Origin of the sequence: Limnomicrobium aquaticum (genome assembly GCF_040545545.1) — a bacterium.
Classification (GTDB): domain Bacteria; phylum Pseudomonadota; class Alphaproteobacteria; order Rhizobiales; family Rhizobiaceae; genus Ensifer_A; species Ensifer_A aquaticum.
In genome coordinates this window covers 242165-265143 of sequence record NZ_JBEPMB010000001.1, presented here as the reverse complement: position 1 = coordinate 265143, position 22979 = coordinate 242165, and the positions used below count along the sequence as shown (strand labels likewise).

Sequence of the window (22979 nt, the reverse complement as noted above, 5' to 3'; positions counted from 1 at the left end):
ATGATCGCCTTCGCCCCGTTCTTTCCCCTCCCGGCCATGATCGCCATCGGCGTCGCGGCGCTCCTGCTGGCAGGCTTCGGCCTCTTCCGGCGCATGCGCGGCGCGTGGCTGCGCGCGCTCGCGCTCGGCCTTCTCGTTCTGGCCATCGCCAACCCGTCCTTCGTATCGGAAAACCGCGAGCCGCTGCCGACCATCGTCGCCATTGTGGTCGATCGCAGCCAGAGCCAGTTGATGCCCGAGCGCGTTAGCCAAACGGATGCCACACTGAAGGACCTGACCGACCGCCTCGCAAAATTCCCCGGCATCGAGCCGCGCATCGTCGAGGTGCGCGACAACGGCCAGGAGGAATCTCCCTCCACCAAGGCCTTTGCGGCGCTCAACGAAGCGCTGTCAGATGTCGCTCCCGCCCGCATCGGAGGCGCGGTCTTCATCACCGATGGCCAGGTCCACGACATTCCCGAAGCCGGCAAGCTGCCGGGCTTCAACGCGCCGGTCCACGCGCTGATCACCGGCCGGCCGAACGAATTCGACCGCAGAATCGAGGTCGTCCGCGCGCCACGCTTCAGCCTCGTCAACGCCCAGCAGGAACTGACCTTCCGCGTCATTGATGACGGAAAGCCGATCGGTACGCCGGCAGACGTGACCATCCGCATCAATGGCGAAGAGGTGGGATCGTTGAAGGCAGAGCCCGGCAAGGACACGCGCTTCGATTTCAAGCTGAACCGCGCCGGAACCAATGTCGTCGATTTCGAGGTCGCCGCCGTACCGGGCGAGTTGACCAACAGCAACAACCGCGCCGTCCAGCTGATCGACGGCATCCGGCAGAACCTGCGCGTGCTGCTCGTCTCCGGCGAACCGCACGCGGGCGAACGCGCCTGGCGCAACCTCTTGAAGTCAGACGCGCTGGTCGATCTCGTGCATTTCACCATTCTGCGTCCACCGGAAAAGCAGGACGGCACGCCGATCAACGAGCTGTCGCTGATCGCCTTCCCGACGCGCGAACTCTTTGTCGACAAGATCAAGGAATTCGACCTGATCGTATTCGACCGCTATCAGAACCGCGGCGTGCTGCCGATCCTCTACTATGACAACATCGCCGAATATGTGCGAAAGGGCGGTGCGCTGCTTATCGCGGCGGGGCCGGAATTCAGTAGCCCGAACTCGATTGCCGATACACCGCTGGCAGACATTCTGCCGGCCCAGCCGACCGGCGAACTGGATCAGAAAGGCTTCTATCCGCGCCTCACCGATCTCGGCAAGAAACACCCCGTCACCCGTGGGCTCGAAGGGTCCGAGAGCGAGCCGCCGAAATGGGGCCGCTGGTTCCGTACGGTCGGGGTCTCCGACGTACAGGGCAGCGCCGTGATGAAGGGCGCCAATGACGATCCGCTTCTCGTGCTTAACCGCGCCGGACAGGGCCGTATCGCCATGCTCTTGTCAGACGAAGGCTGGCTCTGGTCGCGCGGTTTTGAGGGGGGCGGCCCCCATGCCTCGCTCTATCGCCGCATCGCCTATTGGCTCATGAAGGAACCCGCGCTGGAGGAAGAGGCGCTGACCGCTCGCGCCAGCGGTCGCAATCTCGAAATCACCCGCCAGACCATCGGCACCGATCCCGGCGAAGCCACGATCACTTACCCCTCCGGCAAGACGGAAAAGGTTAAGCTCGTTTCTTCGGAGCCGGGCCTTTACAGGGCTTCCGTCGCCGCCGGCGAAACCGGCCTCTTCAAGGTCACGAATGGCGAACTCTCCGCCCTTGCCCATGTCGGTGCGGTCGATGCACCCGAGTTCAAATCGGAAATCTCCACCACGGCGACGCTGAAGCCGATGGCAGATGCAACGCACGGCATCGTCACGCGCCTCGCCAAGGCCGACGGCAGCGCGGAACCGCTCCCGCAGATCCTGACCGTCAACGGCAATGTCCGCATCGAAGGCAATGATCGCATGGCCTTCCGTCTGACGAACGAATCCGTATTGAAGGGCATTGACACGTTGCCGCTCTTCAACGGCCTGATCGGCCTCGTTGCCCTGCTCTTCGCGGCCTCAGCCATGTGGTGGCGCGAGGGGCGGTAAGTCGGTAGAATTGCCTCGCTTGCAGCCCACCGTGTTCGATGTTATATAAATGTTCTACATTTATGGAGCGAAGCGAATGGCGACGACAAGCGGCCCAGCGACGAGCAAGGACTTTTCGACGACCTCCAAGCTCAAGAAGGCCGGCGGGTCGTTGGTCCTGACAGTGCCTGCGGCTGCCCGCAACATGCTGGGCCTGACGGAAGGGCAGGAGATGATCGTTTCGGTGAAGGGACGGCAAGTCATCGCAGAACCGGTCTCAAGAGACGCCAAGACCATCAAGGTCCGTCAGCCGAAATATACGTTGGAAGAATTGCTGGAAGGATATGACGCCGGCTCTTCCCGATCCCCGGAAGAAGAGGAATGGATCAATGCGCCTGCTGCGGGGAATGAAGTTTGGTAAGGCCCAACATCCCGGCTGCCGGTGAAATTTGGTGGCTCGACATGCAGCCTTCAGCCGGCAAGGAGCAGCGCGGGCGCCACGCCGGGCTCATACTCTCAGATTTCCGATTCAATATGGCGACAGGCTTTGCCTTCATCGCGCCCATTGCCACCGCGGGCAACGCGTCGCGCCTGAATGGCTTTGCAATCCAGTTGATGGGCGCGGGAACCTCGGTCACAGGTGTCATACAGATTGATCAGGTAAAGTCGATGGATTGGCGCAATCGAAATGCTGAGAAGTCCAGAGACAAAGTTTCAGACGACATATTCGCTGAGGTGTTAGAGCGGTTTGCCCCCATATTCGGCCTCGTCTTCGCGGTGCCCGACCAGGAATAACGGTCACGCCTGATGAGCGATGATTCTGCCGCTTAAGGCATTCTCCAACTACAGCGCTGTACCGCCGATCCGCGCTTCCACCTCACGCCACAACGCCTCGACAATCTTCGGGTCAACTCCACGCGAGGGCACGAGAACGAATTCCACCGCCTCCAGCGCCGGAAGCTGCGGCACCTCTACCTCGACCAAACCCGCCGGCGCCATGGCGACAGGCTGCACCAGCACGCCCATTCCGGCTGCCGCAGCCGCTGTCAGCCCGCTCAAACTGTTGCAGGTGCAGACGATGCGCCACGCAATCCCAGCCTTTTGCAGCGCCTCGATGGCGATGCGCCGCGTGATGCTCGGCTGCGGATAGGTGATGAGCGGAATGGCGGCGCCGCTGTCGAGTTGCAGATGTCGGTCGCGGCCGAGCCATGTCAGCGGCTCGCGCTGCAGGAACCGCCCCCGCGCCTCGTCTTTCAGCCGCTTGGCGAGCACGAGATCGAGATCGCCCTTGGCCTGCGCTTCATAGAGCACGCCGCTCAGGTCCACCGTCAGTTCCAGATCGACCAACGGATGCTGGCGGATGAAGCTTTCCAGCACCGCCGTCAGCCGCGAGGTGACGAAATCCTCCGAAATGCCGAGCCTTAAGCGGCCGCGCAACCGCGTCTGGTTGAACAGCGCCGAGACCTTGCTGTCGATGTCCAGCATCTCCCGCGCGTGGCTGATCAGCGCCTCGCCATCCGGCGTCAGCCGCACGGCATGGGTCGTCCGCCAGATGAGCTTGCGACCCAGATGTTCCTCAAGCCGCTGAATATGCTGGCTGACCGTCGATTGGCTCAAACCCAGCCGGGTGGCCGCTCCGGTAAAACTGCCGGACTGCTGGAGCGCGACAAAGGTCGCCACATGCTGGAGATTGAGCATTTATTGCAAATTCCAATAACTGTTAGCGTTTTCATTATGATCTGCGATGATTTAGGTTGCAAGCCACTGCAAGTTCCGGATTTCGCCCATGAAACGCTTCCTCCCCGACACCTTCACCATTCTCCTTGTGCTCACCGTTCTCTTCGCCTCGCAGGTGCCGATCTACGGCCAGCCGGCAGAATGGTTCTCGACCGCGACGAAGATTGCGATTGCCGCGCTCTTCTTCCTGCATGGTGCGCGCCTGTCGCGGGATGTGGTGATTGCCGGCCTGTTGCATTGGCGGCTGCATCTGATGATCGTGCTGGTGACGTTCGGGCTCTTTCCGCTCGTCGGCTTCGGTCTGAGCTTTGCGCTCAAGGGCGTGCTTTCGCCGACGCTCTTCATCGGCGTACTCTATCTCTGCACCCTCCCCTCGACGGTGCAGTCCTCCATCGCCTTCACCTCGATGGCGGGCGGCAACGTGCCGGCAGCGATCTGCGCGGCCTCGGCCTCCAACATTTTCGGCATGTTCCTGACGCCGCTTCTCTGCGGCCTGATCCTCTCGGCCGGCGGTCATGGCGGCGTGTCGCTCGATGCCATGCTGCAAATCTTCACGCAGCTTCTGCTGCCCTTCATCGCCGGACAGCTTCTTCAGCCCTGGATCGGCAACTGGGTCCGCGCGCACAAGAAAATCCTCATGCCGATCGATCGGGGCTCGATCCTGATGGTGGTCTATGGCGCCTTCAGCGAGGCGATGATCGAAGGCATCTGGCACAATTTCGACCTCGCCGATCTCGGCCTCATCCTCGTCATCGACGCGGCACTTCTGGCCGTCATGCTGACGATCACCATGTTCGGCAGCCGCAAGCTCGGCTTCTCGCGCGAGGACGAAATCGCCATCACCTTCTGCGGATCGAAGAAGAGCCTCGCCTCCGGCGTGCCGATGGCAAACGCCATCTTCGCCGGCCAGGCAGTCGGGGCGATCGTTCTGCCGATCATGATCTTCCACCAGATCCAGCTGATGACCTGCGCCGTACTCGCCCAGCGCTATGCCGCGAAGGCGCCAAAGGAAGCCGAAGCCGCTCCGGCACCGGCCGCCTGATCAGTCCGCCCGCCAACGGATATCGCCCCGGATCAAATCGTGAGCGCCTTCCATCAGTGGCACGACCAATATCCGGTCCGGATCGGTCGGGCCGGGAAACTTCAGAGCGTCATACGCGACCTTCTCAAAGCCGAGGGGCATATAGTAAGGCGGATCGCCGACGAGGATCACACCCTGAGAACCCTTCCGCCGCGCCGCATCGACGGCGATGCGGACAAGCTCGCGCCCGATCCCGATATTCTTGTGTGACGGCCGCACCGCCAGCGGCCCCAGAAGGTGACCCTTCAAGGTCCCGGCAAGAACAGGCGTCATCCGCACCGAGGCGATCACTTCGCCGTGGTCGATTGCGACATAGGAGAGCGACCGGTCATGCGGCCCCTGCTCCCGGATGCGCTGCGAGGATTTGGTAAAGCGGCCGGGGCCGAAGGCCTCGTCATTGATGAACTCGATGACGGCATCATGCGTTGCATCTTCGGTGAGATACAGGAAGTCGTGCTTTTTCATGGGAAGGAAATCAACCGCAACAGAACAGACATGGAAAATCGGTCGCGCTTCCTGAAGCGCCGTGCGTCCACCAGGACGCACAAAGGACACTTCAGCATTTTGTCTTGCGCATCGTTCTTTGCGAAAATCTATTCAGATTTTCGCGCCGATGCGCCAGGCGCGTTCAATTCGATCTTCAGCGTCGTCGCGGGTTTCTTCCGAACATTGCGGTTTTCCTGTTGTCGAAATCGCCGATAGCAGGAAACTGGCAGAACGCAAACCGAAAAACACACTGTTCATCGGAATAAAGGTACTCCTGTCACGATAGGGGAACTATGTTCCAGGCAAAGGAGAACACCCATGGGCATGCTGATTGACGGCGTCTGGCACGATGTCTGGTACGATACGAAGGAAACGCGCGGCCATTTCAAGCGCCAGGAATCCCGCTTCCGCAACTACGTGACCGCCGGCGGCAGCGCCGGCCCGACCGGCGAAGGCGGCTTCAAGGCCGAGGCAGGCCGCTATCATCTCTATGTGTCGCTGGCCTGTCCCTGGGCGCATCGCACGCTGATCTTCCGCAAGCTGAAGAAACTGGAAGACCTCATCAGCGTTTCCATCGTCGATCCCTACATGTTGGAAAACGGCTGGGAGTTCAAAGATCGCCATGGCGGCACGAAGGATGACCTCTTCGGCTCGGACTTTCTCTGGCAGGTCTATACCCGCGCCGATCCAAATTACTCCGGCCGCGTGACTGTGCCGGTGCTTTGGGACAAGCAGAAGAACACGATTGTCTCCAACGAAAGCGCCGAAATCATCCGCATGTTCAATTCCGCCTTCAACGGGCTGACCGGCTCGACGGAGGATTTCTATCCGGAAGAACTGCACGAGCAAATCAACGCGCTCAACGCCGAGATCTACGACAAGGTCAATAATGGCGTCTACAAATGCGGCTTCGCAACGACCCAGGAAGCCTATGAAAGCCATATCGGCCCGCTCTTCGACATGCTGGACACGCTGGAAGCGCGCCTTTCAAAGGGCCGCTATCTCTTCGGCGACCGGATGACGGAGGCCGACTGGCGCCTTTTCACCACGCTGATCCGCTTCGACCCGGTCTATGTCGGCCACTTCAAATGCAACATCCGCCGCATCGCCGACTACCCGAACCTCTCGGCCTACCTGAAGGACCTCTACCAGCACCCCGGCATCGCCGAGACGGTGGATTTCTACCACATCAAGCACCACTATTACGGCAGCCACCACACGATCAACCCGACGGGGATCGTGCCGGTTGGGCCGGTCATGGATTTGACGGGTCCGCACGGGCGGGGGTGAAACACGTCACCAGACCTGTGCCACCTCGTCCTCGCCGGCGATCTCCTTGAGGCGCTGCCGGGTGGACTGGGTCGTGGTCTCCGGCAGAGCGTCGAGCGCGAAGAAGCCGGTTTCCGCGATCTCCTTGTCCGGCACTTTCGGGACCTGACAGCGCACATCCCGGCAGACATAGAGAAGCACATGATCGCGATTGGTGATGCGGCTGTTGAAATAGACGCCAAATAGCTGCGGTGCGGCACCCAACGTCACATTGCCCTCTTCGAACAATTCGCGCTCCATCGATTCCAGCGCCGTCTCATCCACCTCGACACCGCCGCCGGGAAATTGCCAGCCAGGGACATAGGTGTGGCGCACCAGAAAAACCCTGCCCTTGTCGTCGAAAGCGGCTGCGCGTACGCCGAGCGTCAACCCGCGCTTCATGCGGAACCAGAGATGCAGAACCTGCAGCAGCGGTTTGCGTACAGGCCCGAGCGCGCCCGGATCGCGGGGTTGTTTCATCTGATCACTCTCCCAATCCATAGCACGAACCGTTTTTGACGATCGGCCGGCGACCTGCTAACCAGAACCCATGTTCAGGCTCGCTCATATTTCCGACATCCATCTCGGCCCCCTGCCGGATGTGCCGATCCGCGATCTCTTGTCAAAACGGATCACCGGCTATGTGAACTGGCATCGCAACAGACGCAAGCATCTCTTCGGCAATACGCTGGAATTATTGCTGGAGCACATGCAGACGCATGCACCGGACCATGTCGCGGTCACCGGCGATCTGGTCAATCTGGCGACGGAAACGGAAATCCGCAATGCCGCAGTCTGGCTTTCCGGCGTCGGCAAGCCTCTCGACGTCTCGGTCGTGCCGGGCAATCACGACGCCTATGTGCCCGGAGCAGCTGGCCGGGCCGCTGCTGCCTGGAACGACTATATGGTCGGAGACGCCGACGTCCCTTCGCAGGCGCGCCAGTTTCCATACGTGCGCCGGCGCGGACAGGTGGCGATTGTCGGCTGCTCAACTGCGGTTGCGACGCCGCCCTTTTCGGCGAACGGATACTTCAGCGGCGGACAGGCCCGCCGCACGCTCGACCTTTTGCGCCTGCTTGGTGACGAAGGCTTTGCGCGCGTCGTCCTCATCCACCATCCGCCGATCCGGGGTGCTGCCGCCAACCACAAGCGCATGGTCGGCATCCGCCGCTTCGCCGCAGTCATGCATGAGGCGGGCGCCGAACTCGTGCTGCACGGCCATACCCATCTCAACACGCGCTACACACTGGCCGGTCGCGACGGCCCCGTGCCCGTCATCTGCATCGCCTCTGCCTCCCAATCGCCGGGCGGAAAGAAGCCGCCTGCCGGCTTCAATCTCTTCGACATCGACGGGGAGCCGGGACGCTGGTCGATCCGGCACAAGCGCTATGCTTTGAACGATGATGCCAGGACGTTCAGCTTGAGCTTGGACGAGGTGCTGTAAGCCACCTCAATCCAGCGTGCGCCGGAACCGCATCAGCGCCAGTGCCATGTAGAGCACGATGAAGCCGGCGAGGATCGAGATTTCGAAGGACACGGCATTCCAGTCCGCACCCTTCAGCATGATCGCCCGCACAATGCGCAGGAAATGCGTGATCGGAAAAATCTCGCCAAGGTATTGCGCCCATAAGGGCATGCCGCCAAACGGGAACATGAAGCCCGACAAAAGGATCGATGGCAGGAAAAAGAAGAACGTGAGCTGCATGGCCTGCATCTGCGTCCGCGCGATGGTCGAGAACGTGTAGCCGAGGATCACCAGCGCGAAGACGAAGATGAGGATCGCAAAGAGCAGCAGCGTCAGCGACCCGACGAAGGGCACGCCGAACAGCAGCTTCGCAGCCGTCAGCACCACGACCACCTGCACCGAGCCGACGCCGAGATAAGGCAGCACCTTGCCCAGCATGATCTCGATGGGACTGGCCGGCATGGCGAGCAGGTTCTCCATCGTGCCGCGCTCGATCTCCCGCGTCAGCGCCATCGCCGTCATCATCATCATCGTCATCTGCAGGATGACGCCGAGCAGGCCCGGCACGATGTTGTATTGCGTGATGCCTTCCGGATTGTAGCGCTTGTGGACGATGACCTGCAGCGCATTGTCCGCCGCCTCTGCCGCCTCCGCCTGCTTGCCCTGCTCCCGGAGAAGCGCCTGCGACGTCACCGTCGATAGAGTCGAGATGGCGCCAGAGGCCACCGCCGGATCGGTCGCATCCGCCTCGATCAGGATCTGTGGATTGTCGTTTCGTTCGACCCGCGTCGCGAAATCCGAAGGGATGGTCACGACGAAGGAGACCTTGCCGGACGCAATCATCGCCTCCGCCTCTTGCCCCGTCGCGCCCACCTTGACGAAGCGATAGTAGTTGGTGAGTTCCAGCGCAGAAACCATGGCGCGCACATATTGGTCGGTGCCCGAGCTGACGAGCACGGCGGGCAGATATTTCGGATCGCTGTTGATCGCATAGCCGAAAAGCACGAGCTGCATCAGAGGGACCCCGAGCATCATCCCGAAGGTAATGCGGTCGCGCCGCATCTGGATGAATTCCTTGATCAGCAGCGCCAGAAGCCGGCGAAAGGAGAAGAGCGAGGCCATCATGCCATGTTGTCCTTCGAACTCGACATGAACTGGATGAACACATCCTCAAGGCTCGTCTCGCCTTCGCTGACGGTGACGCCCGGCCGGAGCCGCAGAGGTTCAAGCGCCGCGCTCAACCGCGCCTTGTCCTCGCCGACAACATGAAGGGCCGAACCGAAGGGGGCGACCTGATCGATATCAGGCGTCTGCCTGAGTTCATCCGCCAGCGCACCGATCTCCGGTCCCTCGACCACGAAGGTAGAGAGCCCCGCGTTCTGCACGACCTCTGAAACCGTGCCGCTGGCAATCAGCGACCCGTAGGAAATGTAATGGATACGGTGGCAGCGCTCCGCCTCGTCCATGTAATGGGTGGAAACGAGCACGGTCAGCCCCCGCCCCGCAAGTCTATGGATCTCGTCCCAGAACTCCCGCCGCGCCTTCGGATCGACGCCGGCAGTTGGCTCATCCAGCAACAGCAGTTTCGGATCGTGCATGATGCAGGCGGCGAGCGCGAGGCGCTGTTTCCAACCGCCGGAGAGCGTCCCCGCCAATTGCTTGCGCCGGGCCGTCAGCCCGAGGTCTTCCAGCGTCTTCGCAACATGCTCGCCCGGCGGCGAGAGCTTGTAGAGCCGTGCCACGAACATCAGGTTCTCTTCAATGGACAGGTCCTCGTAGAACGAGAACTTCTGCGTCATGTAGCCGACTTCGTTCTTGATCTTCAGGCTCTCGGTGTTGAGATCATAACCCAGCACCCGCCCCGAACCGCTATCCGGCGTCAAGAGCCCGCACATGATGCGGATCGTCGTCGTCTTGCCGGAACCGTTCGGGCCCAGAAAGCCGACAATCTCGCCCTGTGCCACACTCATCGTCACATTGTTGACGACCGTCTTGCCGCTATAGGTCTTTGTCAGCCCGGAGACTTCGATCGCGTTGGTCATGACGCGCCCGCCCCTGCCCCATCAGCCAGCCGCACATCGACGATCTGCCCAGGCTTCAGCCCATCCGCCGAGCCCTCCGGCTGCGCCTCGATCATGTAGACGAGCTTCTGCCGGTTCTCGAGCGAATAGATCACCGGCGGCGTGAATTCCGGACCATCGGCGATATAGCTCACCCGCGCCCTGATGCCCGCCGCGCAGCCGTCGCAATTGACCGCGAGCACCGACCCGACCTTCAGCCGCGACACGTCCTTTTCCGGAATATAGATGCGCAGCTTCACCGCCCCATCCGGCAGCACCGAGAGAACCGGCTGCGACGGCCCGGCGACCTCGCCCTGCCGGCGGATGATGTCCTGCACGATGCCATCGGCGGGCGCGATCAGCTTTCGCTTGCCGAGCTTCCATTGCGCCTGATCGAGCGAGGCCTGCGCCTGCTTGACCGTATCTTTGGCGGCATCGATTTCCTGCTCACGCGCCGGCAGTTGAGCCACCGCCAGATTGGCATTGGCCTGCGTCACGGCGGCTGTGGCGAGATCGAGCGCGGTCTTGGCCTTGTCGTAATCCGATTGCGGTGCGATCCCGCGCTTCAGGAGATCGGATTGCCGGTCGAAGGTGCGCTGCGCATCCTCGACTTGGGCCTGCGCCGAGACGAGATTGGCGTGGATGACCGCCACCTCTTCCGGCCGCCGCCCCTCCTGCAGGTTGGCAAGCTGCGCGCGTGCCTGGCCCAATGCGGCCGTGGCAAGCTGCACGGCAATTTCGGCGTCCTGCGTTTCCATCGCGGCGAGCCCTGCCCCCGCCTTCACCCGATCGCCGCGACGCACAGAGATCGTCTCGACCCGCGCCACATCCAGCGGCGCCATCAGCACATAATCACCCTCGACATAGCCGGTGGCGAGTGGTGCGCCCGCGCCGCAAGAGGCGATCAAGCCGCTGATCACCGGCAGCGCACAGAAGAAACCTGCCATGACATCACCCCTTTTTGTGAGCTGCGATCAGCCCGTTGAGATTGGTCTTGAAGACGGCGACAAGTTCGTCGGCTTCAGCCGTCCCGATATCGTTCCAACCCATACGCTTCAGCACGATGGGCCGCGCGACGCGGAAATAGAGAACCTGCCCCAGCAGCGAAAACACCGCCGCCTTGACATGCTGGCTTTCCGGATCGAGCCCCGTCGCCACGCCGAAGAGCCCGCAAAGCCGCATATGCGCCCGCAAAATCAGCGTGTCATAGACATAGTCCATGACGTCTCCGGGCTGCATGATCTCGCGCAACATGAAGGCAGCATAAGTGCCGGCCTCGCGCGAGGAGACGAGAAAGCGCGCGAACCGCTCTATCGCGCCTTCCATGATGGCAGCCGCAAGCGCCGGATCGGTGGGAAGCGGCGCAGCCATTGCCGGCGCGGCAAGCCCGGCGATCCGCTCTGCCACAAACTGCGCGCAGGCGAGCCTCAAGCCCGGCTTCCCGCCGAAGTGATAGGCGATCGAGCCGATATTCGCCTCCGCAGCGTCCGCGAGCTGCCGGGTCGAGACCGCGTCATAACCATGCGTGCCAAAAAGCCTCAGCCCCGCCTCGATCAGCGCCAGCCTTGTCCCCTCGCCACCTGATTTCGTCTGCTTGATCATGAGGGCCTCCTACGCGATATTTTTAATCAATCGATTGATTAAAATCAAGCTCGCGAACATTTGATCACTGTTGATTGTCGCAAAGTCCCGGAACATGCTGGTTTGACTGCGAAAGCAGTCGTCAATCAACGCTGCCCTGATCAAGCTGGAGAGAAATCCATGACCACGCTCACGTTCAAGTCACTCGCTGCGGCGCTGGCAATTGCCGTCGCCATGCCGGCCGCAGCCTTCGCTGTCGGCTCCGAGACCGACCAGACCCAGCCGCCGGCAAAGACCGAGACCTCGACCAAGTGCAAGGACGGCGAGGTGTGGGACAAGGACAAGAAGAAGTGCGTCAACCCGAAGAAGTCGAGCCTTGACGACGACACGCTCTATAACGCCGCACGCGAACTCGCCTATGCCAGGCAGTATCGCAATGCCCTGACGGTTCTCTCCGCCATGAAGAACCAGAACGAGCCACGCGTGTTGAACTACAAGGGCTATGCCAACCGCAAGGCCGGCAATGTCAAGCTCGGCATGAGCTACTACCAGCAGGCGCTGGCAAAAGACCCCAACTTCATCCTCGCCCGCTCCTACATGGGCATGGCCTATGTCGAGCAGGGCAACATGAAGGAAGCCAACAGGCAGCTCGCCGAAATCAGCGCACGCGGCGGCAGCAACACCTGGGCCTACACGGCTCTGAAACAGACGATCGCGTCGAAGACGCGTTACTGAGAAATCAGGAGCCAAGGCTTCGGCCCAGACCATCCCCAAAGGCGGTAGCGCTCGGCGTTGCCGCCTTTTTGTTTCACCCACAGGCCCCGCCTTGTTCCCCCGGAAACAGCGGCGCAGGCAAAACTGCCGAATAAAGGAGGCAACCGAAACGTCAAGCCAACGGAAACACCGATGTCGACGATTGCCACACATGAGGAATTGGAACTGATCCGCGCACTGCCCCGGCTTCGCCGCTTCGCGCTCACGCTGACCCGCAACACGGCGGACGCCGACGACCTGGTGCAGGACACCTGCCACAAGGCGCTGGCCAAGCGGGCGATGAAGCCGGAAGGCGCGAAGCTTGAAAGCTGGCTCTACACGCTGATGCGCAACATGTGGATCGACGAGGTGAGAAAGCGCAAGGTCCGGCTCGGCCGCGGCGTCGTGGACGCGGCAGAAGACACGGAACTGAAGATCGGCCCGGCGGGCGAGGATGCGGTCTATGTGAAACAGGCCCGCGCCATGATCGCCCGCCTGCCGGAAGGCCTCGCCTCGGTCTTCCTGCTGGTCAATGTCGAAGGCCACAGCTACCGCGAGGCCGCCGACATCTTGCAGATACCGATTGGCACGGTGATGAGCCGGCTATCGACGGCGCGCCTGAGACTGGCCGCCATGTTGGGAACGGAGAGATATGCAGCCTGAAAACGAAATTATATCCGCAGTCGGACAGGAAGATTTTCCTCCAGCGACATCCATCGCCCAGACGGTCACCGCCTATCTGGACGGCGAACTGAGCGAGCCGCTGCGCGAGATCATGGATGCGCGCATTGCCGCCGAGCCGGCGCTGCGTGCGCTGCTGGAGGAGCTTGAGACCGGCAGAGCGCTCGGCCTCGACCTTTTCGCAGCGCTGGCGCGAGAGCCCGTTCCGCCTCACCTCATCCGCATCAGGCGGTCTGTGTGACGATCAGCTCGGCGACTCTGGCCGGACATTCGTCCAGCAGCATGTGACCCATGCCGGGAATCCGAAGCTTGGTAAAATGCTCCGGCAGGCGATCCATCTGATGCGACGGCAGGATCGCATCGTCGTCGCCCCAGATGACGGCCACCGGCATTTTCAGCGTTTCCAGAAGCTCGAGCGGCAGCACGCCTTGCGCCTTCACCGGCGAAGACTGCTCGGTGAACATGGCATCATAGATTTCCTCCAGCGCCTCGATGGCACCCGGCCGCTCGCGGTCCATGGCCATGCTTTCGATGACATCGGCCGGGATTTCGACACCGGGCGCGGTCATGATGCGCAGCGCATCTGTCAGTTCCTCGGCCGTCAGCGCCTGCGCAAAGCGCTCCAGCGCATGCGCATTGATCTCCGGCCCCATGCCGCCCGGTGCCACCAGCGTCAGCGACCTGGCCTTGGCCGCCGCCCGCATGGCAATGAGCGCCGCCACCGCGCCCCCCATGGAATGGCCAGCGAGATGAAAAGCCGAGATGCCCTGGGCATCGAGATCGGCAAGCACGGCCTTCGCCATCTTCCCCGCCCCGCCGCGCTCTTCCGTATGCAGCGAGCGATTATGTCCCGGCAGGTCATAGACAATCACCGGCAGATCTTCCGGCAGCAGCGAGACGACAGCGTCCCACGCGGCGGCGCTGCCGCCGAAACCGTGGATGAGCACCACTGGCGGCCTTGCGGTCGGATCGCCTGAAACTTCCGAGAACAGCGTCATGACGATCCCTCCCTTTCGAATGCCTGTCGAATACAGCGTAAAGCAGCAGCGTTCACCTTATCCCTCAAGGACAGCGAAATCGTGACTCAAGTCAAGCCGACGCCTATCCCCCCGCACACAAGCGGAATTCAAACGGCGACAAGCGCTACGCTGGCGAGCGTCGCCAGAAGCGCCGGCACCATGACAACGAAGCCGATCTTCAGGAAGCGCCAGAAGCCGACATCGATGCCTTCGCGGCGCAACGCATTGATCCAGAGGATGGTGGCAAGCGAGCCGGTGATGGAGAGGTTCGGCCCGAGGTCAATGCCGATTAGCACGGCGGCGGAAATGGCCGGTGAGGCATGGGCTGTATTGACGACACTGCCCGCCACCAGGCCCGCCGGAAGGTTGTTGACGATATTCGCCACAAGCCCCGTCGCTATGCCCGCCCCCATGACCGTCGCCTTCGGATCGCTCGCGGCATAGGCGTTGAGCGTGGCGGCCAGCGACTGGATCATGCCCGTCTGCCCCAGCGCCTCGACGACGACAAAAAGCCCCGCGACCAGCGGCAGCACGCTCCACGAAATCTCCTTCATGTAGCCGACCGGGTTTTCGCGGTTGAACAGGCTGACCAGCGACAGCGTCGCAAAGCCCGCAATGAAGGTCGGCCAGCCGAGATCGAAATCGAGCGCCGAGGCCACGAGCAGCGCAATCGCCGTCACGATGAGGCCAAGGCCTGCGATTTTCGCGCCGTGGCTGAGCGCAACAGGCTCCACATCAGTCGAGATGCTGTCTTGGACAATCACCCGCCGCTGCGTCAGATAGAGCGCGGCAAACGTGACGACGATCGACACGACCGAGGGCAGCGCGAACATGGAGAACCACGTGCCGAGCGCCGGCATATGCCCGCCGCTGAAGATGACGAGATTGGCCGGGTTCGAGATCGGCAGCACGAAGCTCGCGGCATTGGCGATGAAGGCACAGATCAGCATATAGGGAAACGGGTCGCGCACCTTCGCCGCCTTGCATGCCGCATAGACGGCGGGCGTCAGCACGACGGCCGTCGCGTCGTTCGACATGAAGACCGTGACCAGTACGCCGACGAGATAGATGAGCACGAAGAGCCGGCGCGGCGACCCCTTGGCGTGCCCTGTCGCAATTGCCGCCAGCCAGTCGAACAGCCCCTCTTTCCGCGCGATATCCGAGATTAGCATCATGCCGATGAGGAAGAGATAGACATCGAGCCCCTTGGCAACCCCGGCCAGCGCGCCGCGCCAGGCGATCAGCCCGGAAACGACCAAAACAACGGCCGCAAGAACCGCCCACACGGCCTCCGGCCAGCGGAAGGGCCGCACGAGAAGGCCGAGCGCCGTCAGCGCGGCAATCGCCACGATGGCGAGGGAGGAGGCATCGTTCAGGTTCATGGGAGGCTTGGTTCCGGAGGGACGGGTACGCGAGGCGTTTCAAGGCGATGGCGGCGGTCTCTAGCACAGCGCGACGCTTGCGAGAAGGCACGCCGGCCGCGGAACAATGCGCAAGCTCACGAGTTGTTCCACCGTTGGGCGCCGCCGGCGAGTTTTCCGACGCCGTTTCCGTGACCTCCACCGATCCCTCAATGGTTACGTCGTCACGCGGGCGGTGCCCAACGCCCCTTCGCAAAGACAACTGCAAGTGGCTACATCTGCAGCTGATCGAGCGGAACGGTCAGTTGGCACTCGAGGCCGGCTGGGTCAAAAGACAGCGTCACATCGCTGCCGGACCCTATTCCCACCGAAATCAGCCGCGATCCCGCGCCGCGCCGTTTCGGCGCGGAAACGGGCGGCCCGCCCTCTTCCTTCCAGATGAGCTTAAAGACAGGCTTCTCGTCTCCCTCGATCGACCAGCCGATATGAACACGACCGCTCGTTACGGATAGGGCCCCATATTTGGCGGCATTCGTCCCCAGTTCGTGCAGCATAAGGCTGAGCGACACGGCCGCCCGCTCCGCCACCTTGACATCGGGCCCACCCACGTCGAACTGACAGGTATCGTAGATCGAAATCGCCTTGCTCACGAGGTCGGCAACTGAGGCGACACCAGCCACGCCGTGCACCAGCAATTCATGCGCGCCGGCGAGAACCCCGATGCGTGCTCTGAGAACCGTGTACATGGCCTCCGGCTCGCCGCCCGACCGCGTCGTCTGATTCACGATGGCCTGAACCAGCGTAAGCTGGTTCTTCAGCCGGTGAACAAGCTCCGCGCTCAGCTGCTTTTGTAGGACATCCTGTTCGAGAAGCTGGATATTTTCCTTCTCCCTGGAGGCCGCAAGCTGCGCCAGAGCCTGGCGCTGACGCACAAGTGTCCGCGTCGTCACGCTGATCGTGTGGATGATGAGGATATCGACCGCGACGATGAACGTGTAGAAGGCGAGCGCCAGCACCGCGCCCGGCGTCAGCTCGAAAGAATTGACCGGCGCAATGAAGAAATACCACGACGCGATGCCCCCGAGGGCGGCACAGACAATCCCCGGCCACAACCCGCTGACCAGCGTGGCAACGATGACCGCCGGAAAGAAGGTGAGGTAGGGAAATCCTGGAGGAAGGCGGGAATCAATAAGAAGGCGCACCCCGAAGGCTGCTGCAAACAGACTGAAGGCAAAGGTCCAGCGGAAGGTTTTCGACCGCTCCTGGGCCACGATGAATTGCAGGCGCCCGGTCAGCGAACGACGTTCTATGTGGTCCATGTTTCCCCAACGCCGCTGTATCCTGCGATCTTTTGTATGTCGCCGGACTGCCCTTTACCTAGAGCACGTCCGAGCCAAAAGTGCGTCAGCGGTTTTGCGTCCGGACTTCGAAAAAAACAATTGGATAGAGCATTTCAGGTGATCCGGATTTCACCGGAATTGCACTAGTGGCACAGGGTGGAGCGAGTTTCAATAATCGCAAAGTCGATTTTCAGATTCCTCTTGTAAAGCAAGCGTTGTGAAGCCCGAAGATATTTAACCTCCAAAATAAAATCTCCTGCCCATTTATATTAGTGATCAATAATAAATACGCAATGCTTTGGCACGGACGATGACCGGGGCCGAGGGAACAAAAAGTGGGGCGCTGCCGTTACCGGCTCGTTTTCATAGCGAAAGTATTTCCATGGCCGCCGCTTCGGTTCCTTCCCGCCCGTTCGACCGCTCGATCTTCGCGCTAGCCGCCCTCAACTTCTTCCTCGCCGATGCCCGCGATGGTCTCGGCCCGTTCCTTGATGGCTTTCTCGCCACCAATGGCTGGTCCCCCTTCACCCTCGGGATGATCGCAACGATCGGTGGCGTGCTGGGGATGATTGCGACGCCGCTTTTCGGCGCGCTGGTCGATGCGTCACCCTACAAGCGCACGCTGATCATCCTGCCGGTCATCTTCGTCACGGCCGCAGCACTCTGGACGCTGGCCAGCCCCGACAACTACTCCGTCTTCGGCGGCCAATCCGCCACGGCAATCGTCGGCGCGGTGGTCGGGCCGGCACTCATGGGCCTGACGCTCGGCATCGTTGGCGAGAAACACTTCTCGAACCAGGTCTCGCGCAACGAATTCTGGAACCACGCCGGGAATGTCTTTTCGCTCGCGGCGATCTTCGTCGGCACAATCTATTTCGGCATGGCCGGTATCGTCTACCTGATGATCGCCACCGCCATTGCCACCATCGTGGCGGTGCTCGCCATCGACCCCGGACAGATCGACAATCGGGTGGCGCGTGGACTCGCCCATGATGAAGGCGAAGCTGGGCCATCGGGATTTGGCGTACTCTTCGAACGCAGGGGCCTGCTGGCGCTGGCGGTGGTGCTGATGATCTTCCATTTCGGCAACGCGCCCATCAGCCGGCTGATCGCGCAGAGTTTCTCGATCCAGCTCGGCACCCCGTTCCGCACGACCGCCATCATCACTGGCGTGTCGCAGGTCGCGATGATTTTGGTCGCGCTTGCCGCCCCCTTCCTGATCCGGCGCCTGGGGCTTGCGACTGTCATCCTCATTGGCCTGATTGCATTGCCGGTTCGCGGCGCGATTGCCGGTGCCGTTCCATCCTTCGGATCGATATATCCGGTGCAGGTGCTGGATGGGGTCGGCGCAGGCCTGATCGGAATTGCCACCGCGATTGCGGTCGAGCGCATTCTCTCCGGCACCGGCCGCTTCAATGTTGGCCTTGCCGTCGTCGGCACGATCCAGGGCATCGGCGCGTCATCCAGCAACATTGTCGCCGGCTGGCTCACGGACCTCGGCGGCTACAGGCTGGCCTACTGGTTCCATGGCGGCGTCGCCATCATCGCCGTCATCATCTTCCTTCTGCGGCAGCATGACATTGCCCCTCCGCAGCCTGACGACGGCAAGCCGGCCTCCGGGCCGAACCCCGCACCCGCCATCCCCTGAGCTCATTCCTCAGTCCGGCAGCAGGCCCGATATCACCAGCCCGAGCGCCGTCACCAGCGCGCCGACCCAGATCGTCAGGCTCACCCAGCCATGACCAATCAGGCCCTCGAGCAGGATGATGAAGGACGGCGTCAGGTAGCCATAGGAAAGCGTCTTTGACGCCGGCAGTCGCATGGAAGCGTACTGAAGCAGCATGAAGGTTACGGCCGTGGTCGCGACTGCGAGATAGAGGATCGCCAGCCACACCTCGGCCGGGAACGCGGCAAGATCGGTGTGGATGAGCGCCGGAATGCCGGGGATCATCAGCCAGGCCGCCGTTGCCGCGACAGCCCAGAACCCGACGAAGATCGGCGGCTCGCCCCGCCCGAACAGCCGGAGCAAAGGTGCATAGGCCGCGTGGCAGACCACGCCGATGAAATAGATCGCCTCGCCACGCCCGACATCGAAGCCGAGAATGGCGCTGATGTCGCCACGAAAGATCACCCAGACGGAACCGATCGCCGCGACGACGAGGCTGAGCAGCACTGCCGGCTTCGTGTGCTGGCGCATCAGAAACCAGGCAAACCCGGCAGAGATCAGCGGCATCAGCGTGAACACCGCACCCGTCGCCACCGGCGAGGTAAATTCGAGCGCCTTGAACATGGTGAACATATAGACCGCCATCAGCAGGCCGAGCACGACATAGCGCCACGGCTCCTTCGGGATCGTCAGCTTCACCTTCATGACCTGCGAGGCAACAACCCACATGACGCCGACAGACAGGATGTAGCGCAGCGCGTTGATGGCCGCCGAAGGCGCATATTTTGCCGCAATGCCGCCGAGCGAAAACGAGCCCGAGATCAGCAGCGCGAAAGACAGCATCGCCAGATGCGCCATCAGCTTTTCGCGGCCTCTGGCGTGAGCATTATGGGTAGTCTTGAGCTGGGACATGCGGGGACTCGTATTCGTCTTGTCGGAAGCGAAGCTTTTCACGAGGCGACGCGCATTACCAACAGATATTGGTGAGGCGGGCGCAAATTTGTTGATCGGTGCCGAGCTTCGGCAGCGCGCCGCAGATTTCGTCGAAAAAAGTGAAAATCCGCGAATCCTTTTGGCTCTTCCCCGCCTCTTTACCGGCAAGACGATCCGTCTTGTTCCGCGAAGGAGGGTTTACATGGGATTCTACCGCAATAACATCGGACGCACGCAACAGGGCCTGCGCATCGTGCTTGGGGCGGCGGCAATCGTGCTCGGCATGGCATTTCTATCGGGTCCGTGGAACTGGCTCGCAGCCGTCTCCGGCATCGGGCTGGCGCTGACCGGCTTCATCGGCTGGTGCCCGGCCTGTGCGGTGGCGGGGATCAACACGGGGAAGAGATCATGAGCGCGGTGACTATTCCCTCCGAGACGTTTGAAGCCGCGCAGCGCGGCGATCAGGCGGCAATCCTGAAGTTGCTCGAACGGACCCAGCCGGATATACGCCGCTACGCCCGCGCCTCTTGCCGCACCTCATCCGACATCGATGATGCGACACAGGAGGTACTGTGGCTGCTGTCCCGCCATGTCGGCGCGATCAGGGCCTTCGCGGCGCTTTCCGGCTGGCTTTTCAAGGTCGTGCAGCGGACCTGCATGAAGCTCGCCCGCGATGTCGGCCTGATCGCTCGGGACGACGATGCGCTGGAGCGGGTGCTCGCCGCCCGGCAGGAAAGCGAGTTGCGCCTCGACCTCGCCGCCGCCTTCGAGGCGCTGCCGCCTTCTTATCGCGAGGTCGCGGTCATGCGCGATCTGCACGAGATGACCATCGACGAAATCGGCACGACGCTTGGCCTTTCGAGGCAGGCCGTGAAGGCAAGGTTGCATCGCGCCCGCCTGCTGCTGCGCGAATATCTGGCGAGGTGAGATCATGACGGAATACCAGAAACCGCAAGACCTCGCGACCGTCCCGCGCTTCGCATCGCTCGCCCCGACGGAAGCCAAGGCCTTTCTCGCCTTCAACCACGCTTGCGAACGCAACGACGGGACAATCCCGCACAAATACCGCGAACTCATCTCGCTCGCCGTGGCGCTCACCACCCAATGCGCCTACTGCCTCGACGTCCACACGAAGGCCGCCGCGAAAGCCGGCGCATCCGCCGAGGAATTGGCCGAAACCGCCATGATCGCCGCCGCCGTCCGCGCCGGCGGAACGTTGGGACACGCGCTCATGGCGTTGAGGTTGTTCGAGGAGCAGACGGAGTAAATGGAGGCTGGCGCGACGCTCGCGCTCCCTCCCCCTTGTGGGGAGGGTTGGGGAGGGGTCTTTCTATCAGCTTGCTCCGGCGGTTGTGACAAAGTCCCCCTTTGGCTGTCGCCATCTCCCCCACAAGGGGGGAGACGGATGGAGCAACCGCCCTGCGTACGGCACTAAACGCATAGACACGAAGTTCTGAGCCCCCGCGGCGGCAATTCGCTCCCGATCAGGATTCAGGCGCAGCGCGTGGCGCAATGTCCGGAACCATGGGCACGTTGCAGGTGACCATGCTCGAGGAGATGTCCAGAACCTTGACCGCGTGGGTGAAGATATGGCCGTTGAGGTTCATCTTGATGATATCGGGAGACTTGCCGGACACGTAGCTGTCACGGGAGTTCTGTTCCGCGAGCGCCAGATAGGCGTAAATGGAGTCGGTTGCGCCCATGCTCGCGGTCAGCTGCGTCATCCACTCCTGATCGGAGAGGCCCTCCGGCCTGTCAGCTGAATGCAGTTTGTCAAAGGCGGATCGAACACCCTCGCTCGCATCGCTCAGGCTGGTCTCCTTCGCATCGTGCCACATCAGGTTGGCGGCCTCTTCCCGATTTGAACTTTGCCCGGCGTCGACCGGCAAGTCTGCACTCGGGCGAACCAGGTCTGAGAAATTCTCAGACGCGGGTGAAATTCTCGTAAAACCTTCCAGCCGATAAGGATGGGATGACGTCGCGCTGACTTCCATGATACATGCCTCCAAAGCAGTGACACGCGAAAATGGCAATCCAAGATTGCGTCAGGCTATCCAGCAGAGGCTACACCCATAAATAGAAAGGCCCCCGTTTCCGGAGGCCTCGCTGTTCACTTAAGTGAGTGTGCTCACTCCGCAGCGACCTTCGCCATCGGGTTGTTCGGATGCGTCGTCCAGTTGGCGTAATCGGCGGAGACGACCTTGCCGGTGCGTTTGTCGATTTCGCCGGGCTGCTTCTCGACCATGGTGATGCAGTTTTCGACCGGGCAGACATCCACGCAGAGGTTGCAGGCAACGCATTCCTCTTCGATGACCTCGAAGTGGCGCACGCCGTTGACCATGTTGGTGATCGCCTGGTGCGAGGTGTCCTCGCAGGCGATATGGCAGCGGCCGCACTTGATGCAGGCGTCCTGGTCGATATGCGCCTTGGCGATGTAGTTGAGGTTGAGATACTGCCAGTCGGTGACGTTCGGGACAGCCTTGCCCCGGAAGTCATCGAGCGTGGCATAGCCCTTCTCGTCCATCCAGGCTTCAAGGCCCGTGATCATTTCCTGCACGATCTTGAAGCCGTAGGTCATGGCCGCCGTGCAGACCTGCACATTACCGGCCCCGAGCATCAGGAATTCGGCCGCATCGCGCCATGTCGTCACACCGCCGATGCCGGAGATCGGCAGACCGTAGGTCTCCGGATCCCGGGCAATTTCGGCGACCATGTTGAGCGCGATCGGCTTGACCGCCGGGCCGCAATAGCCACCATGCGTGCCCTTGCCGTCGATGGATGGCGTGGGCGAACAGGTGTCGAGATCGACGCCGGTGATGGAGTTGATCGTGTTGATCAGCGAGACCGCATCCGTGCCGCCGTTCTTGGCCGCGCGCGCCGGGCGGCGGATGTCGCTGATGTTCGGCGTCAGCTTGGTGATGACCGGCATGCGCGTATACTGCTTGCACCAGCGCACGACCATTTCGACATATTCCGGCACCTGGCCGACGGCGGCACCCATGCCGCGCTCGGACATGCCGTGCGGACAGCCGAAGTTCAGCTCGATGCCATCGGCCTCGGTCTCTTCCACCAGCGGCAGGATCGCCTTCCAGGCGTCCTCTTCGCACGGCACCATGATGGAGGCGATCAGCGCCCGGTCACGCCACTTCTTCTTCACGGCCTTCATTTCCTGAAGGTTGATCTGCAGCGGGCGGTCGGTGATCAACTCGATATTGTTGAGGCCAAGCAGTCGGCGGTCGGCGCCCCAGATCGCGCCATAGCGCGGACCGTTGACGTTGACGACCGGCGGACCTTCCTCGCCCAGCGTCTTCCAGACGACGCCACCCCAGCCGGCGGCATAGGCGCGCTCGACATTATAGGCCTTGTCGGTCGGCGGCGCGGAGGCGAGCCAGAACGGGTTGGGCGATTTGATGCCGACGAAATTGTTGCGGATATCAGCCATTTTCGAAATCCCTTCCC

27 protein-coding genes are annotated in these 22979 nt (G+C 61.9%); 13 read left to right on the top strand and 14 right to left on the bottom strand.

The features are described 5' to 3' along the window. The 3 genes from ABID16_RS01305 (at position 1) to ABID16_RS01295 (ending at position 2844) form a co-directional block, all read left to right on the top strand. On the top strand, positions 1–2070 hold the full coding sequence (locus ABID16_RS01305) for a hypothetical protein (protein ID WP_354554491.1): 2070 nt from the start codon (positions 1–3) through the stop codon (positions 2068–2070). A gap of 76 nt (positions 2071–2146) precedes the next feature. Then, a complete protein-coding gene (locus tag ABID16_RS01300) occupies positions 2147–2470 on the top strand; it encodes an AbrB/MazE/SpoVT family DNA-binding domain-containing protein (protein WP_354554489.1) in 324 nt (107 codons plus the stop codon). Then, positions 2464–2844 carry a type II toxin-antitoxin system PemK/MazF family toxin gene (locus ABID16_RS01295; RefSeq protein WP_354554487.1) on the top strand — a complete coding sequence of 127 codons (381 nt, stop codon included), beginning with the start codon at positions 2464–2466 and terminating at the stop codon, positions 2842–2844. The genes ABID16_RS01300 and ABID16_RS01295 overlap by 7 nt, the downstream gene beginning before the upstream one ends. A 48-nt stretch (positions 2845–2892) precedes the next feature. Here the strand turns inward: ABID16_RS01295 and ABID16_RS01290 are convergent, their stop codons facing one another. Beyond that, positions 2893–3747 (bottom strand): LysR family transcriptional regulator, encoded by an 855-nt coding sequence (locus ABID16_RS01290; protein ID WP_354554485.1) that lies wholly within the window; start codon positions 3745–3747, stop codon positions 2893–2895. An 88-nt stretch (positions 3748–3835) separates the two neighbouring features. Between ABID16_RS01290 and ABID16_RS01285 the strand changes: the two genes are divergently transcribed. Beyond that, a complete protein-coding gene (locus ABID16_RS01285) occupies positions 3836–4828 on the top strand; it encodes a bile acid:sodium symporter family protein (RefSeq protein ID WP_354554482.1) in 993 nt (330 codons plus the stop codon). On the opposite strand, the gene ABID16_RS01280 is transcribed toward ABID16_RS01285, so the two are convergent. Together ABID16_RS01280 and ABID16_RS01275 are read right to left on the bottom strand one after the other, a co-directional pair. After that, entirely contained in the window at positions 4829–5332 is a 504-nt protein-coding gene (locus ABID16_RS01280; RefSeq protein ID WP_354554480.1) for a GNAT family N-acetyltransferase, read from the bottom strand. Between the two features lie 132 nt (positions 5333–5464). Further along, a complete protein-coding gene (locus ABID16_RS01275; RefSeq protein WP_354554478.1) occupies positions 5465–5611 on the bottom strand; it encodes a hypothetical protein in 147 nt (48 codons plus the stop codon). Positions 5612–5671: 60 nt separating this feature from the next. On the opposite strand from ABID16_RS01275, the gene ABID16_RS01270 reads away from it, so the two are divergent. After that, a complete protein-coding gene (locus ABID16_RS01270) occupies positions 5672–6643 on the top strand; it encodes a glutathione S-transferase family protein (protein WP_354554476.1) in 972 nt (323 codons plus the stop codon). Positions 6644–6649: 6 nt separating this feature from the next. Here the strand turns inward: ABID16_RS01270 and ABID16_RS01265 are convergent, their stop codons facing one another. Further along, positions 6650–7141, bottom strand: coding sequence for an NUDIX domain-containing protein (locus ABID16_RS01265; RefSeq protein ID WP_354554474.1), 492 nt, complete (start codon positions 7139–7141; stop codon positions 6650–6652). Between the two features lie 70 nt (positions 7142–7211). Here ABID16_RS01265 and ABID16_RS01260 point away from each other — a divergent pair, with 70 nt between their 5' ends. Next, entirely contained in the window at positions 7212–8105 is an 894-nt protein-coding gene (locus tag ABID16_RS01260; RefSeq protein ID WP_354554472.1) for a metallophosphoesterase family protein, read from the top strand. Positions 8106–8111: 6 nt separating this feature from the next. Here ABID16_RS01260 and ABID16_RS01255 read toward each other — a convergent pair whose 3' ends face one another. The 4 genes from ABID16_RS01255 to ABID16_RS01240 are packed head-to-tail and all read right to left on the bottom strand — an operon-like array spanning position 8112 to position 11788. After that, positions 8112–9248 carry an ABC transporter permease gene (locus tag ABID16_RS01255; protein ID WP_354555869.1) on the bottom strand — a complete coding sequence of 379 codons (1137 nt, stop codon included), beginning with the start codon at positions 9246–9248 and terminating at the stop codon, positions 8112–8114. Beyond that, positions 9248–10168: an ABC transporter ATP-binding protein gene (locus ABID16_RS01250; protein WP_354554470.1), complete on the bottom strand. Its 921-nt coding sequence runs from the start codon at positions 10166–10168 to the stop codon at positions 9248–9250. The genes ABID16_RS01255 and ABID16_RS01250 overlap by 1 nt, the downstream gene beginning before the upstream one ends. Next, positions 10165–11133 carry an HlyD family secretion protein gene (locus ABID16_RS01245; RefSeq protein WP_354554468.1) on the bottom strand — a complete coding sequence of 323 codons (969 nt, stop codon included), beginning with the start codon at positions 11131–11133 and terminating at the stop codon, positions 10165–10167. The genes ABID16_RS01250 and ABID16_RS01245 overlap by 4 nt, the downstream gene beginning before the upstream one ends. A gap of 4 nt (positions 11134–11137) precedes the next feature. Next, positions 11138–11788 (bottom strand): CerR family C-terminal domain-containing protein, encoded by a 651-nt coding sequence (locus tag ABID16_RS01240; protein ID WP_354554466.1) that lies wholly within the window; start codon positions 11786–11788, stop codon positions 11138–11140. 159 nt (positions 11789–11947) lie between these two features. On the opposite strand from ABID16_RS01240, the gene ABID16_RS01235 reads away from it, so the two are divergent. The 3 genes from ABID16_RS01235 to ABID16_RS01225 all read left to right on the top strand — a co-directional run bounded on the left by ABID16_RS01235 (position 11948) and on the right by ABID16_RS01225 (position 13442). After that, positions 11948–12502, top strand: a complete 555-nt coding sequence (locus tag ABID16_RS01235) for a tetratricopeptide repeat protein (protein ID WP_354554464.1) — start codon at positions 11948–11950, stop codon at positions 12500–12502. Between the two features lie 171 nt (positions 12503–12673). Further along, a complete protein-coding gene (locus ABID16_RS01230) occupies positions 12674–13183 on the top strand; it encodes a sigma-70 family RNA polymerase sigma factor (protein WP_354554462.1) in 510 nt (169 codons plus the stop codon). Next, positions 13173–13442 (top strand): anti-sigma factor family protein, encoded by a 270-nt coding sequence (locus ABID16_RS01225; protein ID WP_354554460.1) that lies wholly within the window; start codon positions 13173–13175, stop codon positions 13440–13442. The genes ABID16_RS01230 and ABID16_RS01225 overlap by 11 nt, the downstream gene beginning before the upstream one ends. Here ABID16_RS01225 and ABID16_RS01220 read toward each other — a convergent pair. The 3 genes from ABID16_RS01220 to ABID16_RS01210 all read right to left on the bottom strand — a co-directional run bounded on the left by ABID16_RS01220 (position 13426) and on the right by ABID16_RS01210 (position 16900). After that, positions 13426–14199, bottom strand: a complete 774-nt coding sequence (locus ABID16_RS01220; RefSeq protein WP_354554458.1) for an alpha/beta fold hydrolase — start codon at positions 14197–14199, stop codon at positions 13426–13428. The two genes, ABID16_RS01225 and ABID16_RS01220, sit on opposite strands and share 17 nt — an antisense overlap. A 128-nt stretch (positions 14200–14327) precedes the next feature. Continuing rightward, on the bottom strand, positions 14328–15602 hold the full coding sequence (locus tag ABID16_RS01215) for an arsenic transporter (RefSeq protein ID WP_354554455.1): 1275 nt from the start codon (positions 15600–15602) through the stop codon (positions 14328–14330). A 251-nt stretch (positions 15603–15853) separates the two neighbouring features. After that, positions 15854–16900, bottom strand: coding sequence for a sensor histidine kinase (locus tag ABID16_RS01210; protein WP_354554453.1), 1047 nt, complete (start codon positions 16898–16900; stop codon positions 15854–15856). Between the two features lie 403 nt (positions 16901–17303). On the opposite strand from ABID16_RS01210, the gene ABID16_RS01205 reads away from it, so the two are divergent. Further along, positions 17304–18569, top strand: coding sequence for an MFS transporter (locus ABID16_RS01205; RefSeq protein ID WP_354554451.1), 1266 nt, complete (start codon positions 17304–17306; stop codon positions 18567–18569). A 9-nt stretch (positions 18570–18578) separates the two neighbouring features. Here the strand turns inward: ABID16_RS01205 and ABID16_RS01200 are convergent, their stop codons facing one another. Then, complete coding sequence (locus ABID16_RS01200; RefSeq protein WP_354554449.1) at positions 18579–19499, bottom strand: DMT family transporter; 921 nt, start codon at positions 19497–19499, stop codon at positions 18579–18581. 19 nt (positions 19500–19518) lie between these two features. Here ABID16_RS01200 and ABID16_RS01195 point away from each other — a divergent pair, with 19 nt between their 5' ends. From ABID16_RS01195 to ABID16_RS01185, 3 genes are read left to right on the top strand one after another with little or no spacing between them, the layout of a single operon-like run. Then, on the top strand, positions 19519–19932 hold the full coding sequence (locus ABID16_RS01195) for a YgaP family membrane protein (RefSeq protein ID WP_354554446.1): 414 nt from the start codon (positions 19519–19521) through the stop codon (positions 19930–19932). Continuing rightward, complete coding sequence (locus ABID16_RS01190) at positions 19929–20447, top strand: RNA polymerase sigma factor (RefSeq protein ID WP_354554444.1); 519 nt, start codon at positions 19929–19931, stop codon at positions 20445–20447. Before ABID16_RS01195 ends, ABID16_RS01190 begins: the two co-directional genes overlap by 4 nt. A gap of 4 nt (positions 20448–20451) precedes the next feature. After that, on the top strand, positions 20452–20787 hold the full coding sequence (locus ABID16_RS01185; protein ID WP_354554442.1) for a carboxymuconolactone decarboxylase family protein: 336 nt from the start codon (positions 20452–20454) through the stop codon (positions 20785–20787). A 217-nt stretch (positions 20788–21004) separates the two neighbouring features. On the opposite strand, the gene ABID16_RS01180 is transcribed toward ABID16_RS01185, so the two are convergent. Together ABID16_RS01180 and preA are read right to left on the bottom strand one after the other, a co-directional pair. After that, on the bottom strand, positions 21005–21358 hold the full coding sequence (locus ABID16_RS01180; protein ID WP_354554440.1) for a hypothetical protein: 354 nt from the start codon (positions 21356–21358) through the stop codon (positions 21005–21007). Positions 21359–21648: 290 nt separating this feature from the next. Next, positions 21649–22962 carry an NAD-dependent dihydropyrimidine dehydrogenase subunit PreA gene (preA, locus tag ABID16_RS01175; protein WP_354554437.1) on the bottom strand — a complete coding sequence of 438 codons (1314 nt, stop codon included), beginning with the start codon at positions 22960–22962 and terminating at the stop codon, positions 21649–21651. Positions 22963–22979 lie beyond the last annotated feature (17 nt).

Bases quoted from the DNA above. Each gene is read 5' to 3' on its own strand.
- ABID16_RS01305 (WP_354554491.1), top strand. From the start codon at position 1: ATGATCGCCTTCGCCCCGTTCTTTCCCCTCCCGGCCATGATCGCCATC.
- ABID16_RS01300 (WP_354554489.1), top strand. From the start codon at position 2,147: ATGGCGACGACAAGCGGCCCAGCGACGAGCAAGGACTTTTCGACGACC.
- ABID16_RS01290 (WP_354554485.1), bottom strand. From the start codon at position 3,747: ATGCTCAATCTCCAGCATGTGGCGACCTTTGTCGCGCTCCAGCAGTCC.
- ABID16_RS01285 (WP_354554482.1), top strand. From the start codon at position 3,836: ATGAAACGCTTCCTCCCCGACACCTTCACCATTCTCCTTGTGCTCACC.
- ABID16_RS01280 (WP_354554480.1), bottom strand. From the start codon at position 5,332: ATGAAAAAGCACGACTTCCTGTATCTCACCGAAGATGCAACGCATGAT.
- ABID16_RS01275 (WP_354554478.1), bottom strand. From the start codon at position 5,611: ATGAACAGTGTGTTTTTCGGTTTGCGTTCTGCCAGTTTCCTGCTATCG.
- ABID16_RS01270 (WP_354554476.1), top strand. From the start codon at position 5,672: ATGGGCATGCTGATTGACGGCGTCTGGCACGATGTCTGGTACGATACG.
- ABID16_RS01265 (WP_354554474.1), bottom strand. From the start codon at position 7,141: ATGAAACAACCCCGCGATCCGGGCGCGCTCGGGCCTGTACGCAAACCG.
- ABID16_RS01260 (WP_354554472.1), top strand. From the start codon at position 7,212: ATGTTCAGGCTCGCTCATATTTCCGACATCCATCTCGGCCCCCTGCCG.
- ABID16_RS01255 (WP_354555869.1), bottom strand. From the start codon at position 9,248: ATGGCCTCGCTCTTCTCCTTTCGCCGGCTTCTGGCGCTGCTGATCAAG.
- ABID16_RS01250 (WP_354554470.1), bottom strand. From the start codon at position 10,168: ATGACCAACGCGATCGAAGTCTCCGGGCTGACAAAGACCTATAGCGGC.
- ABID16_RS01245 (WP_354554468.1), bottom strand. From the start codon at position 11,133: ATGGCAGGTTTCTTCTGTGCGCTGCCGGTGATCAGCGGCTTGATCGCC.
- ABID16_RS01240 (WP_354554466.1), bottom strand. From the start codon at position 11,788: ATGATCAAGCAGACGAAATCAGGTGGCGAGGGGACAAGGCTGGCGCTG.
- ABID16_RS01235 (WP_354554464.1), top strand. From the start codon at position 11,948: ATGACCACGCTCACGTTCAAGTCACTCGCTGCGGCGCTGGCAATTGCC.
- ABID16_RS01230 (WP_354554462.1), top strand. From the start codon at position 12,674: ATGTCGACGATTGCCACACATGAGGAATTGGAACTGATCCGCGCACTG.
- ABID16_RS01225 (WP_354554460.1), top strand. From the start codon at position 13,173: ATGCAGCCTGAAAACGAAATTATATCCGCAGTCGGACAGGAAGATTTT.
- ABID16_RS01220 (WP_354554458.1), bottom strand. From the start codon at position 14,199: ATGACGCTGTTCTCGGAAGTTTCAGGCGATCCGACCGCAAGGCCGCCA.
- ABID16_RS01215 (WP_354554455.1), bottom strand. From the start codon at position 15,602: ATGAACCTGAACGATGCCTCCTCCCTCGCCATCGTGGCGATTGCCGCG.
- ABID16_RS01210 (WP_354554453.1), bottom strand. From the start codon at position 16,900: ATGGACCACATAGAACGTCGTTCGCTGACCGGGCGCCTGCAATTCATC.
- ABID16_RS01205 (WP_354554451.1), top strand. From the start codon at position 17,304: ATGGCCGCCGCTTCGGTTCCTTCCCGCCCGTTCGACCGCTCGATCTTC.
- ABID16_RS01200 (WP_354554449.1), bottom strand. From the start codon at position 19,499: ATGTCCCAGCTCAAGACTACCCATAATGCTCACGCCAGAGGCCGCGAA.
- ABID16_RS01190 (WP_354554444.1), top strand. From the start codon at position 19,929: ATGAGCGCGGTGACTATTCCCTCCGAGACGTTTGAAGCCGCGCAGCGC.
- ABID16_RS01185 (WP_354554442.1), top strand. From the start codon at position 20,452: ATGACGGAATACCAGAAACCGCAAGACCTCGCGACCGTCCCGCGCTTC.
- ABID16_RS01180 (WP_354554440.1), bottom strand. From the start codon at position 21,358: ATGTGGCACGATGCGAAGGAGACCAGCCTGAGCGATGCGAGCGAGGGT.
- preA (WP_354554437.1), bottom strand. From the start codon at position 22,962: ATGGCTGATATCCGCAACAATTTCGTCGGCATCAAATCGCCCAACCCG.